An 18643-nucleotide genomic window follows, 5' to 3' on the forward strand; every position below is an offset into this window, starting at 1 on the left:
CGCGCGGCCGCCGCGCACAGCACAATGGACCCATGACCGAACCGACCGGAACCGGCGCCGTGACCCGGCCGATGTGGCAACGTGCCGCCCTGTGGATCGGTGGCTTCGTCGGACTGCTCTACGGGATCGAAGGCGTCGACTCCGTCACCTCCGCGGACCTGGACGCGGCCGGGATCGCACCGCGCTCCATCGACGGCCTGTCGGGAGTGCTGTTCGCGCCGCTGCTGCACGACGGCTGGGCGCACCTGTCGGCGAACACCGTGCCGCTGCTCGTCCTCGGATTCCTCGTGCTGCTGTCGGGGATCGCCCGGGGCCTCGCCGCGACCGCGATCATCTGGATCGTCGGGGGAGTGGGAACCTGGCTGTTCGCCGGTCCCGGCTACATCCACATCGGTGCGTCGATACTGGTGTTCGGCTGGCTGACCTACCTGATCGTCCGCGGCTGGTTCACTCGGCACACCGGACAGATCGTCATCGGTGTCGTCGTGCTGCTCGTCTACGGCAGCATGCTGTGGGGAGTGCTGCCCAGCGACCCCCACGTGTCCTGGCAGGGTCATCTGTTCGGGGCGATCGGCGGTGTCCTCGCCGCGTGGGTCCTCTCCGCCGACGCCCGCCGGGCCCGCCGGGCAGCGATCCCGCCCGGCACGCTGCCGCGCTGAGGAGCGGCGGACCCTCCGGATCGGAGACGTAGACGATCCGTTCACCTCCCCGACCTCCACGTCACATTGTTCGTGTAACTGTGAGTTGCCGGGTCGTAATCGGGCTCTGCTTCAACGAGGACGTGCGACGTGGCAGCATGACCTCTATGCGCATGACCGTTCTGGGCTGCTCGGGCAGTGTCGCCGGGCCCGATTCTCCGGCGTCGGGCTACCTGCTTACCGCCCCGGACACCCCGCCGCTCGTGATCGACTTCGGTCCCGGCGTCCTCGGCGCACTCCAGCGGCATGCCGATCCCGGCGAGGTCTCCATCCTGCTCTCGCACCTGCACGCCGACCACTGTCTCGACATCCCCGGTCTGCTCGTGTGGCGTCGCTATTCCCCGAACCGACCCGAAGGCCGCGTCTCGCTGTACGGGCCCGGCGACGCCGCACACCGGCTGGGCGTCGCCTCCGCCGAATGCGCCGGCGAGGTCGACGACGTGTCGGACACCCTCGACGTCCACGCCCTCACCGACGGCGGCGACTTCCGCTTCGGGGCACTGTCCGTTTGCTCCCGTCGCGTCAACCATCCGCCCGAGGCATACGGGTTCCGCATCACCAGCGACTCCGGCCGCACCTTCGTGTACACCGGCGACACCGGCATGTGCGACGAGGTCGTCGACCTCGCGCGCGGCGCCGACGTGCTGCTCGCCGAGGCGTCGTGGACCCACGACCCCGCGGCACGACCGGAGAACATGCACCTGTCCGGCACCGAAGCGGGCCAGGTCGCCGCGCGGGCCGGGGTCGGGGAGCTGCTGCTCACCCACATTCCGCCGTGGACGTCGCGCGAGGACGTCATCGCCGAAGCGAAAGCGGAGTACTCGGGCCCGGTGCACGCCGTCTCCGCCGGGGACGTCTACCGCATCTGACCGATCGCCTACGCTCGTCGGGTGACCACACGAGAAGACGGCAGGGCGGACGATCAGCTCCGCGACATCCGGATCACCCGAGGATTCACCAATCACCCCGCGGGCTCGGTGCTCGTCGAATTCGGGCAGACCCGCGTCATGTGCACGGCCAGCGTCGAGGAAGGCGTGCCGCGCTGGCGCAAGGGATCGGGCCTGGGCTGGCTCACCGCGGAATACGCGATGCTGCCGGCTGCCACCCACACCCGCAGCGGTCGCGAATCGGTGAAGGGCAAGATCGGCGGACGCACCCAGGAGATCAGCCGACTCGTCGGCCGCTCGTTGCGCGCCTGCATCGACCTGGCGGCGATCGGGGAGAACACCATCGCGCTCGACTGCGATGTCCTGCAGGCCGACGGCGGCACCCGCACCGCCGCGATCACCGGTGCCTACGTCGCGCTGTGCGACGCGGTGACCTGGCTGCGCGCCGCGGGCCGCCTCACCGATCCGCAGCCCATCTCGTGCCAGATCGCGGCGGTCAGCGTCGGCGTCGTCGACGGCCGTATCCGCCTCGACCTGCCGTACGAGGAGGACTCGCGCGCGGAGGTCGACATGAACGTCATCGCCACCGACACCGGCACCCTCGTCGAGATCCAGGGCACCGGTGAAGGCGCGACCTTCGCGCGCTCGACGCTCGACGGGCTGCTCGACTCGGCGCTCGCCGGCATCGAGGAACTGTGCCGCATCCAGCGTGAGGTGCTCGAGCAGCCGTACCCGGGGGTGCTTCCCGAGCCGGAGATCGTCGAACCCGTGAAGAAGAAGTTCGGGGCCTGACATGACGGTGAAGGTGCTCGTCGCGAGCCGGAACGCGAAGAAACTGCGGGAACTGCAGCGCGTCCTGGATCGCGCCGGGATCGACGGTATCGAGCTGGTCGGCCTCGACGAGGTTCCGACCTTCCCGGAGGCCCCGGAAACCGGCGCGACCTTCGAGGAGAACGCCGCGGCGAAGGCCCGCGACGGTGCGCTCGCCACCGGCCTGCCGTGCGTCGCCGACGACTCCGGGCTCGAGGTCGACGCCCTCAACGGCATGCCGGGTGTGCTGTCGGCGCGCTGGTCCGGCGCGCACGGCAACGACGAGGCGAACACCGCCCTCGTGCTCGCCCAGCTCGCTGACGTTCCCGACGAACGACGCGGCGCCGCGTTCGTGTCGGCGTGCGCGCTGGCCGTTCCCGCCGGGAACGACGCGGCGGTCACCGTGGTGCGCGGCGAATGGCGCGGCACGATCGAACGCGCGCCGCGCGGCACCAACGGCTTCGGATACGACCCGGTGTTCCGGCCGGAAGGGGAGGAACGCACCTCCGCCGAACTCAGCGCGGAGGAGAAGGACGCGGCGTCGCATCGCGGGCGTGCCCTCGCGCTGTTGGTGCCGGCGCTCGAGGCGCTGACCAGGGGCTGAGCCCGGGACCGAACGCGGCCGCTCCCTGCCCGAATGTGCGGGCGGGGAGCGCCTTCCGGCTCGTCAGGTCTGCGTCAGGACGGTGGGATGCGCCGGGGTGTCGATGCCCGGGATGCCGCGTCCGCGCAGCGACGCGCCCGCCGTCTCGGCCACGAAGCACAGCGAGACCAGGCCCACCGCACACGCACCCATCATGTAGAAGGCGGGCACGAGATCGTTGCCGGTCCGCTCGACCAGCCACTCGTTGACCGCGGGGGCGGTCCCGCCGAACAGCGACGTCGCGACGTTGTAGGAGATCGCGAATCCGGCGAACCGCACGTGCGTGGGGAACATCGCGGGGAACGTCGCCGAAATGGTCGACAACTGCAGGACGTACAACAGGCCGAGAGTGGTGAACGCGACGATCGCCCAGCCGAAGTTCACCGACATCAGCAGATACATCGGGATCGCGAGAACCAGCAGGCCACCCATCGAGACCGCCCACAGCGGTTTGCGGCCGACCCGGTCCGACAACGCGCCCGAGAACGGGATCACCGCCATCATCGCGAGCTGGCCGATCACCACCAGAACCAGCGACGCCGTGCTCGTCAGCCCGATCCGGTTCTCCAGATAGGTCGGCATGTAACTCAGCAGCGTGTAGTTGCACACGTTCAGGGCGATGACCAGGCCCATGAGCTTGACGATCGGTCGCCAATACCGGGCGATGAGGTCCTTGAACTCGGCACCGACGCTGCTCTCCTCCTCGTGCGCCTCCTCGAGTTCCCGGAACACCGGCGTCTCGTCGAGCTTGGAACGCAGATACAGGCCGACCAGCGCGAGCGGACCGGCGACGAAGAACGGAAGGCGCCAGCCCCACGTCGCCATGAATGCGTCCGTCGAGAGAAGGTCGATCATCAGGACGAGGATCGCTCCGACCGAGAATCCGCCCAGCGTGCCGAACTCGAGGAAGCTGCCGTAGAAGCCGCGCTTGCGGTCGGGGGAGTACTCGGCCATGAACGTCGCCGCGCCGCCGTATTCGCCGCCGGTCGAGAAGCCCTGGATCATGCGGAGCAGGACGAGCAGCACCGGCGACCAGAACCCGATCGACGTGTACGAGGGCACGGCGCCGAGCAGCACCGTCGCACTACCCATCAGCAGGATGGTGAGGGCGAGGATCTGCCTCCGGCCCAGCCGGTCTCCGAGCGGGCCCCACACGAAGCCGCCGAGCGGTCGCACGAGGAACGAGACGGCGAAGACACCCAGCGTGAGCAGTGTGGCGGACTCGAGGTCGCCGGGAAAGAACGAATCGGCGATGTAGGTGGCGGTGTAGGCGTAGACGCCGTAGTCGAACCACTCGGTGAAATTGCCCATCGCGGACGCGCCGATGGCCCGCCGCACCTGACCTGGTGATTCTCGACGAGGCTCCAGGGTTTGGTCTGCCGGACCGATCTTCACGAATGTTCCCCTCGGTGTAATCCGATATTTCGGGCAAGTACCCGAGGAGAGGAGGGATGAAACCCCCGGTGTGCCTTTCTGGCGGTCGGAGCCGCCACTACTGCACACGGGCGGCGGAGCCGCCCTGCAGCACCGTCTGCACGTAGGTCGTCACCATCGCGGTCATCTCGTCCGCGACCGTCTCGCGATCGATGTCGGGCTGCTCCAGGACGTACGCGATCGCGACGTTCTCGACGGTCCGCACCAGCATCCACGCGATCGTGTCGAGAGGCCGGCCCGAGCGATGCGCGCGGTTGGAACGCAGCCACACCGCGAACAGGGTCTCGATGCGCTGCTCGAACTCCGATAGGCGACTGCCCGAGGTGCGGGGGAGTTGTTCGATCATCACCCGCAGCAACCGCGGGTTCTCGCCGAGCGCGTCGAGCAGTTCGAGCATCGTGGCCCGTACCGACGACGACCAGGTGGGTCCCTCCAGTGCCGTCGTGAACACGCGCGAAATGCGAGCATGCAGTTCCGTCGTCCACCGATCGACGACCTCCGCGACGATCGCGTCCTTGTTCGGGAAGTACTGGTACAGCGACCCCGGACTGATGCGCGCGTGGGCGGCGATCCGGTTCGTCGACGCGCCTTCGTAGCCGTGTTCCAGCAGAACTGCCCGGCCCGCGTCGACGATGCGCTCGACCATCGCACGGGACCGGTCCTGCCGCGGGGTGCGCCGCATCTGCCGGCGGTCGGGTGTCGTCACGGGTGCCGCCGAAATGGGAATTGAACGCGAGTAAACGCTCGTGTGAACATGACCCGCATGATGACACGGGAGCTGTCGACGGACGCCGAAGCCGGTCCGTACCCTGCGCGGTTCGCCGGAATCCGCCCGCGCAACGAGCGCATCGGCCGGCCCCTGAAGCACTTCGCCAAGGTCGACACCGTCGACGAGGAACTGCTCGATCGGATCGGCCGGCGCATGTTCGCGCGCGACGAGCTCGGGGCGTCCCTCGTGCACGCGATGCGCCGCGACCGCACCGACCCGCAACGCGTCACCATGCGGCAGTTCCACCAGGCCCTCGAACACGGAATCGACACCGTCCCCGACGCTCCCGAGGCGCTGCGCGAGTTCTTCGCCGTCGTCGACACGGTGCCCGACTGGGTGGACTTCGACCTGCTCGAGAAGGGCGCGCGGGCGTTCCGCCGCATGGGCCGCAGCCGCAACGACGTGCTGCTCCAGCTCTCGCTGATCGGCGGCTACCGCTTCGGTGGCCCGCCGGACCTGCTGGTCGCGACCGGAGGTCTGACCGGCTCCACCGCAATGCGACGACTCGGCGAAACCCAGAAGTGGGGCACCGCGGTCGGCGAGCCGGGCGGGATGCGCCGTGGCGGTGAAGGATTCAAATTGACCGTGCACGTGCGTGCCATGCACGCCTTGGTCAATCACCGATTCGAGACCAACGGCCGCTGGGACGTCCAGCGCTGGGGTCTGCCCATCAACCAGACCGATCAGGCCGCGACCCTCGGACTGTTCAACGGCACACTGCTGCTCGGCGTCCGCGCCCTCGGCTACCGGGTTTCACGCGACGAATCCCGCGCGGTCATGCACCTGTGGAAGTACGTGGGCTGGCTCATGGGCATCGACGAGGAGTGGCTGTTCGACAGCGAACGTCAGCAGCACCGTTTCAACTACCACGTCGTGCTCGTGCAGGACGACGTCACGCCCGCCGGTGCCGATCTGTCCCGCGCCCTCGTCGACGGCCAGCGAGATCTGAACTACCGCCGGTTCCCGACACTGCGTGGACACTACGAGCGACTGCGCCTGCTGAGCATGCTCCGCTTCTTCCTCGGCGCCGAGGGCCTGCGTGATCTGGGGTTGCCCTCCGTTCCGCCGCTGGCCGTCGCGCCCGTCATCGCGGGGAACGTCGTCAAGTCGACGGTGATCAACCGCACCCCGGCGGGCCGGCGATTCCTCGAGCGGGTGGGGGATCGCGCCGCGCGGCGCGAACTGAGCCTGAAGTTCGGTGCCGCGGAGCCTACCGTCGGCAAGCTGAACGTCTAGCGGAAGCGAGTGACATACCTTCGCTGCCAAGGTGTTTCGACGGCGCGCGGCGAGTAGTGCTGGCGGACGAACGTGACCGCTTCGCCGCGTGGCACGCCGTCGAGGACGGCGAGGCAGGCGAGGAAGGTGCCGGTGCGTCCGAGTCCGCCGGAGCACGCGATCTCCACTCGTTCGTCGGCGGCGCGCTCCCATGCCTCGTGGATCGCGGCCGCGGCGTCGACACGGTCGGTCGGGAGGCGGAAATCGGGCCATCGCACCCAGCGTGACGGCCACGGTGTCGGCGGGGGATCGCGACGCTGCAGGTATACCGCGAACGTCGGGAGCGGACCGTCGGGCAACGGATGGCGCAGGCCGCGGCCCCGGACGAGCCGGCCCGACGGCAGGCGCAGGACTCCCGCCGCCGCGGGGTCCCAAGGTTCGCGTGTCACAGGTCGGGTGCCGCAGGGGCGGGTGTCAGACCCCGAAGTCGGCCTTCACCTGCCGGGTGCGCTTGTGCTCGACGAAGAACGACAGGAACGGGATGGTGCCGGCGATGAGCGTTCCGATCGTCCGGGTCAGCGGCCAGCGGACCTTGATCGACAGGTCGAACGTGAGCACCAGGTACACGGCGTACACCCAGCCGTGCACGATCGCGATCCACGACGGGACGTTCTCGATGCCGATGACGTACTTGGCGATCATCTCGCCGACCAGCACCAGCAGCCAGATGCCGGTGGCGTAGGCGAGGACGCGGTATCGCAGGAGCGCCGAGGAGATCTTCTTCCGGTCGGCGTCGCTGAGGGTCCGCGGCGCTGTGCCGGTCTTCTCGGGGGTGGTGCTCACTGACCGCTCCTTCCGGACCTGCGCGCGAGCTGCGCGAGGTATTCGTTGTACTCCAGTGTCTGCCGGGCCTCGGGGTCGTCGAGGTCGGCGTCGTCGGCCGGTTCGAGATTCCGGCCGGGCCGCGGGGGCAGCAGGTGTTCCGGAATCTCGGTGGGCTCGGACGATGCGGACGGCCGCGGATCCCCGGTCTGCTCGGCCTCCGACTCCTCGGCTTCGAGGCGCACGAACCGTCGGTACGCGTAGACGCAGAAGAACGCGAACGCCGGCCACTGGAAGGCGTATCCCAGGTTCTGGGCGGTACCGCCGACTGCCTCGAAACGGGTCCACTGCCAGTACCCGAGAGCGAGGCATCCGGTCGCCGCGACGACGACCAGGACGATCAGCGCGACCCGGCGGGGCGGACGACGAGTTTCGGACACGACATCGACGGTACCCGAATGGGGCGCCGACCTGCCAAGACCGGTCGGTTGCCGTGCGCCAGGTCACGCTGGGTTTCCGGTGGGCGATGAGTCGGAAACCCGCGCGAGGCGGTATTCGACAGTTGTGAACGAAACGAGGTCACGAACCCGGGAGTTCGTGACCTCGTTTCCGCAGTTCACGGTACTGCTACGTGTGCGCGAGGGGGGACTCGAACCCCCACGCCCTCAAGGGCACCAGGTTCTAAGCCTGGAGCGTCTGCCATTCCGCCACTCGCGCGCCACGGACACAATACGTCACGAACCCGACTGCTCCGATTCGAAGCTGAACCTGCGTCGTCCCGCCCACGTGGGGGTCTGGCTGTGGCAGTTGGGGCACAGGAATCGCACGTTGTGCGGTCGGGAGTCGAAGTGGTTTCCGTCGATGTGATCGACGTGAAATACCAACGGCTCGTCGCACCACACCGGTCCGATTCCGCACCCCTCGCACTTGTGGGGTCGTCCCGACTCGATGAGAGCCCTCCGTAACCGCTTCGGAGCCTGGCGGTTCGAAGCGACGGGTTTGAGCGTCAGAATCTCGTCCCAGCGGAGGCGATTCTTCGGGGGACGACCTTTCTGCGGGTTCTCTCCGGTGAAGTGCGAGGTGTCGATTCCGAGTCGTTTGACCCTTCTGGAGATGTGCGCGTGCGTGCCGCCGTCGGGTCTTCCGCCCATCAGTCGTATCGCAGCGGAGAGGTTGGCTGACAACCGAACGGCCTCCTCGAGCATCTCTTTCGTGTACTTGACCGGTCTCACCATTGCGCCCCTCGAATCGAAAGTGTGTTCGAACGAAGTGAAGGTAACGCTCGGGTCCGACAAGTTTCGCTGCTCGAGCACGCCGCCGCTCGCTCGTCAAGATAGTAACGATTAGATAACAATAAACGTGAGGGTTTCCTCGGGTTCGTGGACGTCCACGCACCGGCGCAGCCAGCACCTACGACACCTACTCGCGGGTTACCTTCGCCGTTACTGTGAGACAAATCACTGGTCAGGGCACCGCGCGACACTCTTCACGAAACAAAACATGAGGAATTCCTCATGATTCTGTGTCAATCTGGGCCACGCACGTAAGAGCAGATGAGAGCCCATGCAACACGCCAACGACGGCGAGTGCTTCCAAAGGATTCACGCCTCGACCGCAGGGGTGTTCAGGAGAGGAACAACACGCGTGACGATCGACGAGACCACACCAGCCGACAACGGACGGAACTCGAAGGCATCACGACGCACAAACGAACGGGGGGTCACCACTTCGCGCTCCGGCGCACTGGTCGACAAGATTCTCGCCGGTGAGCCCTACGCTCTCGCGTTCGGTGGTCAGGGTGCTCCCTGGCTCAGCTCGCTCGACGAACTCAGCCGTGACAACGGCCTCGAGCCGGTCCTGACGGACCTGGTCAACGCCGCCGCCGCAGCCCTCGCTCCGGTCGCCCACGACCTGGTGGTCGTGCGCCCCGCCGGTTTCGACCCCGTCGCATGGATCCTCGAGCAGGACGTCGCTGACGAGGACGAGCAGCCGGCCGCGGGCCCGTCCGCCGCCACACTGACTTCCGCCGCGGTGTCCCTCCCTGGCGTGTTCCTCACCCAGGTCGCCGCCCTGCGCGCCCTGGCCAACCAGGGTCTCGACGTGTCCGCGCACGCGCCGACCGCCGCGATCGGCCACTCCCAGGGTGTGCTGTCGGTCGAGGCCGTCGCAGCCGGTGGTCGCAAGGACGCCGAGATCCTCGCGATCGCGCAGCTCATCGGTGCTGCCGCGACCCTCGTCGGCCGCCGCCGCGGCCTCATCTCCGGTGCCGAGCGTTTCCCGATGCTTGCCGTCGCGGGTGTCGATCCCGAGCGTCTGCGCGCCATCGTCGCCGACGTGTTCGAGGGCCAAGACCCCGAGCGCAGCGCTGTCGTGGCGATCCGCAACGGCCGCCGTCGCGTCGTGCTGTCCGGCCCGCCGGCCGCGCTCGCACGCGTCCAGCAGCGCTGCGAGGAGATCTCCGCCGCGGAGACCCGCGAGCGCGAGTCGAAGAAGCGCGGCGGTGCCGTGTTCGACCCGACCTTCGAGCCGGTTTCCGCCGAGGTCGGCTTCCATCACCCGGCCCTCGCGGACGCGGTCGAGCAGGTCGCCGACTGGGCGTCGCGCTGCGACCTCGACGTCGAGCTCGCCCGTTCCCTCGCGCAGGCGATCCTCGTCGACCCGGTCGACTGGGTCGACCTCGTCGAGGGTGCCGTCGCCTCCGGTGCCTCGTGGATCCTCGACCTCGGCCCCGGTGAGCTCCTCACCCGCATGACCTCCGCCGGTCTGCGCGGCCAGGGCGTCGGCATCATCGCCGCCGCAACCCGCGGTGGCCAGCGCAACCTGCTGACCCCGGGCGCCGAGCCCGAGGTGCCGCGTGCGTGGACCGAGTTCGCGCCCAAGCCTGTCGCTCTGCCCGACGGCCGCCTCGGTGTCGAGACCGCGTTCACCCGCCTGACCGGCCGTTCGCCGATCCTGCTCGCGGGCATGACCCCGACGACGGTGGATCCGAAGATCGTCGCTGCCGCCGCGAACGCCGGCCACTGGGCCGAACTCGCCGGTGGTGGCCAGGTCACCGAGCAGATCTTCGCCGACCACGTCGAGGAGCTGAAGGAGCTGCTCGAGCCGGGTCGCGCCGTGCAGTTCAACTCGATGTTCCTCGACCCGTACCTGTGGAAGCTCCACGTGGGCGGCAAGCGTCTCGTGCCGAAGGCCCGCGCTGCGGGCGCGCCGTTCGACGGCGTCGTCGTCACCGCCGGTATCCCGGAGCTCGAGGAAGCGGTCTCGATCATCGAGGAGCTCACCGAGGCCGGCATCAGCCACGTCGCGTTCAAGCCGGGCACCGTCGCGCAGATCCGCTCGGTGATCCGCATCGCGAACGAGGTCCCCGACTACCCGGTCATCGTCCACATCGAGGGCGGCCGCGCCGGTGGTCACCACTCGTGGGAGGACCTCGACGACCTGCTGCTCGACACCTACGCCGAGCTGCGCACCCGCCCGAACCTGGTGCTGTGCGTCGGCGGTGGCATCGGCACCCCGGAGCGGGCCGCCGACTACCTGACCGGCCGCTGGTCCACCGAGTACGGCTTCCCGGCGATGCCGCTCGACGGCATCCTCGTCGGCACCGCCGCGATGGCGACCCTCGAGGCGACCACCGCTCCCGAGGTCAAGCAGCTGCTCGTCGACACCCCCGGCACCCCCGACTGGGTCGGTGCGGGCACCGCGTCCGGCGGAATGGCATCGGGCCGCAGCCAGCTCGGCGCCGACATCCACGAGATCGACAACGCCGCATCGCGTACCGGCCGCCTGCTCGACGAGGTCGCCGGTGACGCCGACGCCGTCGCCGCGCGCCGGGACGAGATCATCGCCGCGCTGGACATCACCGCGAAGCCGTACTTCGGTGACGTCGCCGAGATGACCTACCTGCAGTGGCTCACCCGCTACCTCGAGCTCGCGGTCGGCACCGATTCCGCGTGCGAGTTCGACTGCGGCACCGACCTGGGCGACGCCGTCGCCGAGGCCCACACCAGCCCGTGGCTGGACGTGTCGTGGCGTGAGCGTTTCCGCGAGATGCTGCAGCGTGCCGAGGCCCGCCTGCATCCGGTCGACCGCGGCCCGATCCCGACGCTGTTCGACGACGACGCCGTACTCGAGCGGCCCTACGCGGCGCTCAAGGCGCTGACCGGGCAGTACCCGGACGCCGGTGACGTCGTGCTGCACCCGGCGGACGTGCCGTTCTTCATCTCCCTGTGCCGCACCCCGGGCAAGCCGGTGAACTTCGTGCCGGTCGTCGACCAGGACGTGCGTCGCTGGTGGCGGTCCGACTCGCTGTGGCAGGCGCACGACCCGCGCTACACCGCCGACCAGGTCTGCGTCATCCCGGGCACCGTCGCCGTCGCGGGCATCACCCGCGCCGACGAGCCCGTCGGTGAGCTGCTCGACCGCTTCGAGAAGGCCACCGTCGACGAGCTGCTCGCCGCCGGCGCCGAGCCGGTGCAGGTCGTCGCGCGTCGTCACCAGGACCGCGCCGCCGGGCTGCTCGACGCCGTGTTGTCCGCTCCGGACGTCGCGTGGGCCGGGCGCCAGACCCTCAACCCGGTCCACCGTCTCGGTGATGTCGCCGAGTGGACCGTCGAGGCCGACGGCGCCGCCGTTCACGCCCCGACCGGTGCGACCCTGAGCGTCCTCGACGACGAGCACGTCGGCCTGCGCGTGCCGCTGCTGCGCGACAAGGCCGTCGAGATCCGCATCACCGTCCCGGCCTCCGTCCGCACCGGCGGTGCGCCGGTCGTCACCGAGGAGGACGCCGCCGCGTCGATGTCCGCGCTGCTCGGTGTCGCCGCCGGGCAGGAACTGCCCGCTGTGAAGAAGGGCGCCGCCCGCATCACCCTCGGCTGGCTGCCCGAGAAGATCGCCGACCACGCCGGTGTCACCGGCGCCGGCCTGCCCGCCAACCTGACCACCGGCCCGAACGGTGTGCCCGACGTGCTCGTCGGTGCGTGCTGGCCCGCGGTTTTCGCCGCGCTCGGCGCGTCCAAGACCGACGACAACCTCTCGGTCATCGAGGGCATGCTCGATCTGGTCCACCTCGACCACGCCATCGACGTCAAGAACGGTCTGCCGACCGATCCCGCGATCCTCGGTGTCAAGGCGCAGGTCACCGACGTCGCCGACACCGACCTCGGTCGTGTCGTCGAGGTGCGTGTCGACATCGCAGCCGACAACGGTGACGGCTCCGGCGACAACGTCGTCGCGCAGCTGATCGAGCGGTTCGCGATCCGCGGCCGCACCGGCACCGTCGAACTCGCCGACCCGGTCCGCGCCGGGGGATCGCTGTCGGAGGACGCCGCGGACACCCCGCGTCGCCGCCGCCGCGATGCCGTGATCGTCGCCCCGACCGACATGAGCGCGTTCGCTCGCGTCTCGGGCGACCACAACCCGATCCACACCTCGGACAACGCCGCGCTGCTCGCCGGCCTGGGCTCGCCGATCGTGCACGGCATGTGGCTGTCGGCCGCCGCCCAGCAGGTCGTGACCGCGATCGAGGCCGACGCGAAGCTGCCGGTCCGCCGCCTGACCGCCTGGACCGCCCGGTTCCTCGGCATGGTCCGTCCGGGCGCGCAGATCGACGTGCGCGTCGACCGCGTCGGCACCGACAAGGGCGCCGAGATCATCGAGGTCGGCTGCCGCGTCGACGGCGACCTGGTGATGGTCGCGACCGGCCGCACCGCCGCCCCGAAGACCGTCTACGCGTTCCCCGGCCAGGGCATCCAGCGTCCCGGCATGGGCCTCGACGCCCGCGCCCGCAGCAAGGCCGCCCGCGAGATCTGGGACCGCGCCGACAAGCACACCCGCAAGGCGCTGGGCTTCTCGATCCTGGCCGTCGTGCGCGACAACCCGACCGTGCTCAAGGCCCGCGGCGTCACCCACAAGCACCCGGACGGCGTGCTGCACCTGACGCAGTTCACCCAGGTCGCCATGGCGACCCTCGGTGTCGCGCAGATCGCCGAACTCCGCGAGGCCGGCGCGTTCGTCGAGGGCTCGTTCCTCGCGGGCCACTCGGTCGGTGAGTACAACGCGCTCGCCGCGGTCGCCGGTGTGCTGCCGCTCGAGGCGGTGCTCGAGGTCGTGTTCCAGCGCGGCTCGGCGATGCACGCCCTCGTCCCGCGTGACGAGCACGGCCGCTCGAACTACCGCATGGCCGCGATCCGGCCGTCGCAGTTCGGTGTCGCCGACGAGGACCTGCAGGACTTCGTGGCGGGTGTCGCCGCGGAGGCCGGCGAGTTCCTGGAGATCGTGAACCTGAACCTGCGCGGCTCCCAGTACGCCATCGCGGGCACGGTCGCGGGTCTCGAGGCCCTGGAGTCCGTGATCGAGCGCAAGGTCGCCGAGTTCGGCGGCAAGCGCGCGTTCATCCTGGTCCCCGGTATCGACGTGCCGTTCCACTCGACCGTCCTGCGCGGCGGCGTGGACGACTTCCGCGAGCGTCTGCTGCACCTGCTCCCGGAGCAGATCGACCCGAACATCCTCATCGGCCGCTACATCCCGAACCTCGTGCCCAAGCCGTTCAACCTGGGCCGCGAGTTCATCCAGGAGATCGCCGATCTGGTTCCCTCCGAGCCCCTCGCCGAGGTCCTCGCGGACTTCGACGCCTGGGCCGCGAAGCCGGTCGAGCTGACCCGCGTCGTGCTCGCCGAGCTCCTTGCGTGGCAGTTCGCGTCGCCGGTCCGCTGGATCGAGACGCAGGACCTGCTGTTCGCCCCCGAGGAGGACGGTGGCCTCGGTGTCGAGCGGTTCGTCGAGGTCGGCCTCGGTGCCGCCCCGACCGTCGCGAACCTGGCGTCGCAGACCCTGAAGCTGCCCGGCCGCTTCGGTGAGCCCGTCGAGGTGCTCAACATCGAGCGTGAGGCGTCGATCGTGTACTCGACCGACGTCGATCCGGCCCCGGTCGAGGACGACGAGCCCGCTGCTCCGGCAGCGGAGGCGGCCCCCGCGGCCGCCGCGGCTCCCGCCCCGGCAGCGGCTCCGGCCGCCGCACCGGCCGGTGGACCGCGTCCCGACGACATCGCGTTCAAGGCCGCCGACGCCACCAAGGTCCTCATCGCGCTGTGGACGAAGCTGCGTCCCGACCAGATCGGCCCCGTCGACACCATCGAGGCGCTGTGCGACGGCGTGTCCTCGCGCCGCAACCAGCTGCTCGTCGACCTCGGCTCCGAGCTGTCGCTCGGCGCGATCGACGGTGCCGCGGACGCCGACATGGGCGCGCTGGCAGCCACCGTCGACCGTCTGGCCCGCACCTACCGCCCCTTCGGCCCGGTGCTGACCGACTCGATCAACGATCACCTGCGCAAGGTGTTCGGACCGTCCGGCAAGCGCCCGGCCTACATCGCCGAGCGCGTCACCAAGGTGTGGGGCCTGGGCGAAGGCTGGACCCAGCACGTGACCGCCGAGGTCGCACTCGGCAGCCGTGACGGCGCCTCCATCCGTGGCGGCGACCTGGGCGGCCTGTCGCAGGGCGCCCTCTCCGACGCCGCCGCCGTCGACACGCTGATCGACGCCGCCGTGCAGTCCGTCGCCGGCCGCCGCGGTATCGCGGTGTCCATGCCGGCCGCCGGTGGTGGCGGGGGAGCGACCGTCGACGCCGCTGCTCTCGGCGAGTTCGCCGAGCAGATCACCGGCCGTGACGGTGTGCTCGCCAACGCCGCGCGCCTCGTGCTCGAGCAGCTCGGCCTGGCCGAGCAGACCTCGGGTCTGGCGGACAAGGCGGACAGCGAACTGGTCGATCTGGTCTCCGCGGAGCTCGGCTCCGACTGGCCGCGTCAGGTCGCCCCGGCGTTCGACGCCCGCAAGGCCGTGCTGATCGACGACCGCTGGGCCACCGCCCGCGAGGACCTGGCCCGCGTGTGGCTGGGTGCGGCGATCGAGGTCGAGCGGTTCGCCGGTTCCGGCGCGACCGTCGCCGCGCACGCCTCCTTCTGGCAGCGCAAGGCCACCGAGGCCGGCCGCACCGTGCTCGCCGAGACCTTCGGCCGCATCGCGACCGTCGCCGCGGAGGTCACCGACGCCGAATACGCGAACGAGGTCGCGGTCGTGACCGGCGCCAGCAAGGGCGGCATCGGCGCAGCCGTCGCCGCGAAGCTGCTCGGCGGTGGCGCGACCGTGGTCGTGACCACGTCCAGCCTCAACGACAGCCGCCTCGGCTTCTACAAGGAGCTGTACGCGAAGAGCGCACGGGCCGGCGCGGCGCTGTGGGTGGTCCCGGCGAACATGGCGTCCTACGCGGACGTCGACGCCCTGATCGAGTGGATCGGCACCGAGACCGTGGAGAACGCGGGCGGCGCCAAGAAGCTGATCAAGGACGCGCTGACCCCGACGCTGCTGTTCCCGTTCGCCGCGCCGCGCGTGGCCGGTTCCCTCGCCGACGCGGGTGCCCGCGCCGAGATGGAGATGCGGGTGCTGCTGTGGTCGGTGGAGCGGCTCATCGCCGGTCTCGCCGCGATCGGCAACGACCGCGACGTCGACACCCACCTGCACGTGGTGCTGCCCGGTTCCCCGAACCGCGGCAAGTTCGGTGGCGACGGTGCCTACGGTGAGGCCAAGGCCGCGCTCGACGCGGTGGTCAACCGCTGGAACGCCGAGCGCACGTGGGCCGAGCGCGTCACCCTTGCGCACGCTCTCATCGGCTGGGTGCGCGGCACCGGCCTGATGGGCGGCAACGACCCGCTGGTCGAGGCCGTCGAGGCGGCCGGTGTGCGCACCTGGTCGACGCAGGAGATGGCCACCGAGCTGCTGAAGCTGGTCGGCCCGGAGGCTCGTCGCCTCGCCGCCGACAAGCCGCTGGTCGCGGACCTGACCGGTGGACTGTCGGAGGCGGACGTCGACCTGCCGACCCTCGCGAAGCAGGCCCAGGACGCGGCCGAGGCCGCCGAGACCGAGGCCGAGGACGAGTCGGGCACCATCGCGGCCCTGCCGTCCGCGCCGCGACTCGACGCCGACCTGCCCGTCCCGGCCTGGGAGAAGCTCGACGTCGACCCGGCCGACCTGGTCGTGATCGTCGGCGCCGGCGAGCTCGGCCCCTACGGTTCGGCCCGCACCCGCTTCGAGATGGAGGTCGACGAGGAACTGTCGGCCGCCGGTGTGCTCGAGCTGGCCTGGGTGACCGGCCTGGTGGAGTGGGAGAACGACCCGAAGCCCGGCTTCTACGACACCGAGACCGGTGAACTGGTGCCGGAGGCGGAGATCGCCGACCGCTACCACGACGCGGTGGTCGAGCGCTGCGGCATCCGCCGCTACGCCGACGACGGCGCCATGGTCGACAACACCGCACCGCTGCTGACCTCGGTGTTCCTCGACAAGGACCTGTCCTTCGTCGTCGGTTCCGAGGCCGAGGCCCGCGCGTTCGTCGACGCCGACCCGGAGAACACGGTCGCGTCCGTGGACGCCGAGTCCGGCGACTGGACGGTCACCCGCAAGGCCGGCACCGAGATCCGCGTGCCGCGCAAGGCGAAGCTGACCCGCACGGTCGGCGGCCAGATCCCCACCGGATTCGACGTCACCAAGTGGGGCATCCCCGCGGACATGGCGGAGTCGGTGGACCGGGTCGGCCTGTGGAACATTGTCACGACGGTCGACGCGTTCCTCACCGGTGGCTTCACCCCGTCGGAACTGCTGCGCTGGGTGCACCCGTCGCTGGTGGCGAACACGCAGGGCACCGGCATGGGCGGCATGTCCTCGATGCGGTCGCTGTACATCGACACGCTGCTTGGCGAGTCCCGCGCGAACGACATCCTGCAGGAAGCCCTGCCGAACGTCATCGCCGCGCACGTCGTGCAGTCCTACGTCGGCGGCTACGGCGCGATGGTGCACCCGGTCGCGGCGTGCGCCACGGCCGCGGTGTCCGTCGAGGAGGGCGTCGACAAGATCAAGCTGGGCAAGGCGCAGTTGGTCGTCGCCGGCGGCTTCGACGACCTGGGCATCGAGGGCATCGTCGGCTTCGGCGACATGTCCGCGACCGCCAAGTCGGAGGACATGACCGCCAAGGGCATCAGCGACAACCGGTTCTCGCGGGCCAACGACCGCCGTCGCGGTGGGTTCGTCGAGTCGGCCGGTGGTGGCACGGTGCTGCTGGCGCGCGGTGACCTGGCGCTGGAGATGGGCCTGCCGGTTCTCGGTGTGGTCGCCTGGGCGGGATCCTTCGCCGACGGCGTGCACACCTCGATCCCGGCTCCGGGTATCGGTGCTCTCGGCGCCGGTCGCGGTGGGCTCGAGTCCGGCCTGGCCCGGGAGCTGCGCAAGCTCGGTGTCACCGCCGACGACATTGCCGTGATCTCCAAGCACGACACGTCGACCGCGGCGAACGACCCGAACGAGGCCGAGCTGCACGAACGTCTGGCCGGTGCGCTGGGCCGCAGCGAGGGCAACCCGCTGTTCGTGGTGTCCCAGAAGAGCCTGACCGGTCACGCCAAGGGTGGCGCGGCAGCGTTCCAGCTGATCGGCCTGTGCCAGGTCCTCAGCCAGGGCGTCGTCCCGCCGAACCGCAGCCTGGACTGCGTCGACGACAAGATGGCTCAGTTCGAGCACCTGGTGTGGGCACGGACCCCGATCCGGTTCGGCGAGGAGTACGCGCTCAAGGCCGGTCTGCTGACCAGCCTCGGGTTCGGGCACGTGTCCGGACTGATCGCGGTGGTGCACCCGCAGGCGTTCGTCGAGGCGATCCCCGCCGAGCGGCGCGAGACCTACCTCGCGCAGGCGCAGCAGCGCACGGTCGCCGGCAAGCGCCGCCTGGCCGACGCGATGACCGGTGGTGCCGCGCTGTACCAGCGTCCGGCGGATCGCCGCCTCGGCGGCGACGGGGTTCCGGCGGCGGCGTCGCGTCAGCTCGAGGCGGACGTGCTGCTCAGCGCGGACGCGCGTCTCGGCGACGACGACGTGTACCGCTCGGGTCTGCCCGGCTGCAAGTAGGAAACGAGTAGCGCCGGATGGGAGTTGCGGGTGTCGGGTTCGACCTGGTCTCGGTGACGGAGTTCGAGGAGCAGCTGGGTCGTCCCGGCACCACGATGCTCACGAGTTTCACGCCGGGGGAGCGTCGCGACGCGAACACCCGCAGCTCCCGTCCGGGACGCCACTTCGCAGCCCGGTGGGCGGCCAAGGAAGCGCTGATCAAGGCATGGTCGGCGTCACTGTTCGGTCACCCACCGGTGCTGCCGGAGGGCATCCACCGCGACATCGAGGTGGTCTCGGATGCGTGGGGCAGGCCCGGTATCCGGTTGCACGGTGCCGTCGCCGAGCATCTGGCGGGCATGAGCATCCACGTCTCGCTCACCCACGACGGTGACATGGCCGGAGCGTTCGTCGTTCTCGAGGAGGCCCCGGACGCGTAGATCCGGTC

12 protein-coding genes and 1 tRNA gene are annotated in these 18643 nt (G+C 70.0%); 7 read left to right on the top strand and 6 right to left on the bottom strand.

Annotation, left to right across the window (positions count from 1 at the left end; translation table 11 throughout):
• Positions 1-32: 32 nt before the first annotated feature.
• The 4 genes from ACWDUD_RS16245 (at position 33) to rdgB (ending at position 2999) form a co-directional block, all read left to right on the top strand.
• The gene (locus tag ACWDUD_RS16245; RefSeq protein WP_197256203.1) at positions 33-659 is read left to right on the top strand and encodes a rhomboid family intramembrane serine protease; all 627 of its coding nucleotides are present in this window, start codon (positions 33-35) and stop codon (positions 657-659) included.
• Positions 660-805: 146 nt separating this feature from the next.
• Positions 806-1567: a cyclic nucleotide-degrading phosphodiesterase gene (locus ACWDUD_RS16250; protein WP_248674002.1), complete on the top strand. Its 762-nt coding sequence runs from the start codon at positions 806-808 to the stop codon at positions 1565-1567.
• 21 nt (positions 1568-1588) lie between these two features.
• Positions 1589-2377 (top strand): ribonuclease PH, encoded by a 789-nt coding sequence (rph, locus tag ACWDUD_RS16255; RefSeq protein ID WP_450109959.1) that lies wholly within the window; start codon positions 1589-1591, stop codon positions 2375-2377.
• Position 2378: 1 nt separating this feature from the next.
• Positions 2379-2999, top strand: coding sequence for an RdgB/HAM1 family non-canonical purine NTP pyrophosphatase (gene rdgB, locus ACWDUD_RS16260; protein WP_450109960.1), 621 nt, complete (start codon positions 2379-2381; stop codon positions 2997-2999).
• Between the two features lie 63 nt (positions 3000-3062).
• Here the strand turns inward: rdgB and ACWDUD_RS16265 are convergent, their stop codons facing one another.
• Both ACWDUD_RS16265 and ACWDUD_RS16270 read right to left on the bottom strand, forming a co-directional pair.
• Positions 3063-4349 (bottom strand): MFS transporter, encoded by a 1287-nt coding sequence (locus ACWDUD_RS16265; protein WP_450110008.1) that lies wholly within the window; start codon positions 4347-4349, stop codon positions 3063-3065.
• A 181-nt stretch (positions 4350-4530) separates the two neighbouring features.
• Entirely contained in the window at positions 4531-5178 is a 648-nt protein-coding gene (locus ACWDUD_RS16270) for a TetR/AcrR family transcriptional regulator (protein ID WP_450109961.1), read from the bottom strand.
• Positions 5179-5235: 57 nt separating this feature from the next.
• Between ACWDUD_RS16270 and ACWDUD_RS16275 the strand changes: the two genes are divergently transcribed.
• On the top strand, positions 5236-6477 hold the full coding sequence (locus ACWDUD_RS16275) for an oxygenase MpaB family protein (RefSeq protein WP_450109962.1): 1242 nt from the start codon (positions 5236-5238) through the stop codon (positions 6475-6477).
• On the opposite strand, the gene ACWDUD_RS16280 is transcribed toward ACWDUD_RS16275, so the two are convergent.
• The 4 genes from ACWDUD_RS16280 to ACWDUD_RS16295 all read right to left on the bottom strand — a co-directional run bounded on the left by ACWDUD_RS16280 (position 6474) and on the right by ACWDUD_RS16295 (position 7995).
• The gene (locus ACWDUD_RS16280) at positions 6474-6905 is read right to left on the bottom strand and encodes a protein-tyrosine phosphatase family protein (RefSeq protein WP_450109963.1); all 432 of its coding nucleotides are present in this window, start codon (positions 6903-6905) and stop codon (positions 6474-6476) included. The genes ACWDUD_RS16275 and ACWDUD_RS16280 overlap by 4 nt on opposite strands.
• A gap of 25 nt (positions 6906-6930) precedes the next feature.
• Positions 6931-7299 carry a DUF3817 domain-containing protein gene (locus ACWDUD_RS16285; protein ID WP_197252927.1) on the bottom strand — a complete coding sequence of 123 codons (369 nt, stop codon included), beginning with the start codon at positions 7297-7299 and terminating at the stop codon, positions 6931-6933.
• Complete coding sequence (locus tag ACWDUD_RS16290) at positions 7296-7718, bottom strand: transcriptional regulator (protein ID WP_197252928.1); 423 nt, start codon at positions 7716-7718, stop codon at positions 7296-7298. Before ACWDUD_RS16290 ends, ACWDUD_RS16285 begins: the two co-directional genes overlap by 4 nt.
• A 194-nt stretch (positions 7719-7912) precedes the next feature.
• Positions 7913-7995: transfer RNA gene (locus ACWDUD_RS16295), tRNA-Leu, on the bottom strand.
• Positions 7996-8922: 927 nt separating this feature from the next.
• On the opposite strand from ACWDUD_RS16295, the gene ACWDUD_RS16300 reads away from it, so the two are divergent.
• Together ACWDUD_RS16300 and acpS are read left to right on the top strand one after the other, a co-directional pair.
• Positions 8923-18216, top strand: coding sequence for a fatty acid synthase subunit beta domain-containing protein (locus ACWDUD_RS16300; RefSeq protein ID WP_450109964.1), 9294 nt, complete (start codon positions 8923-8925; stop codon positions 18214-18216).
• A 17-nt stretch (positions 18217-18233) separates the two neighbouring features.
• Positions 18234-18635, top strand: a complete 402-nt coding sequence (gene acpS, locus ACWDUD_RS16305) for a holo-ACP synthase AcpS (protein WP_248673984.1) — start codon at positions 18234-18236, stop codon at positions 18633-18635.
• Positions 18636-18643: the final 8 nt, after the last annotated feature.

This window comes from Rhodococcus sp. NPDC003382 (genome assembly GCF_053589135.1).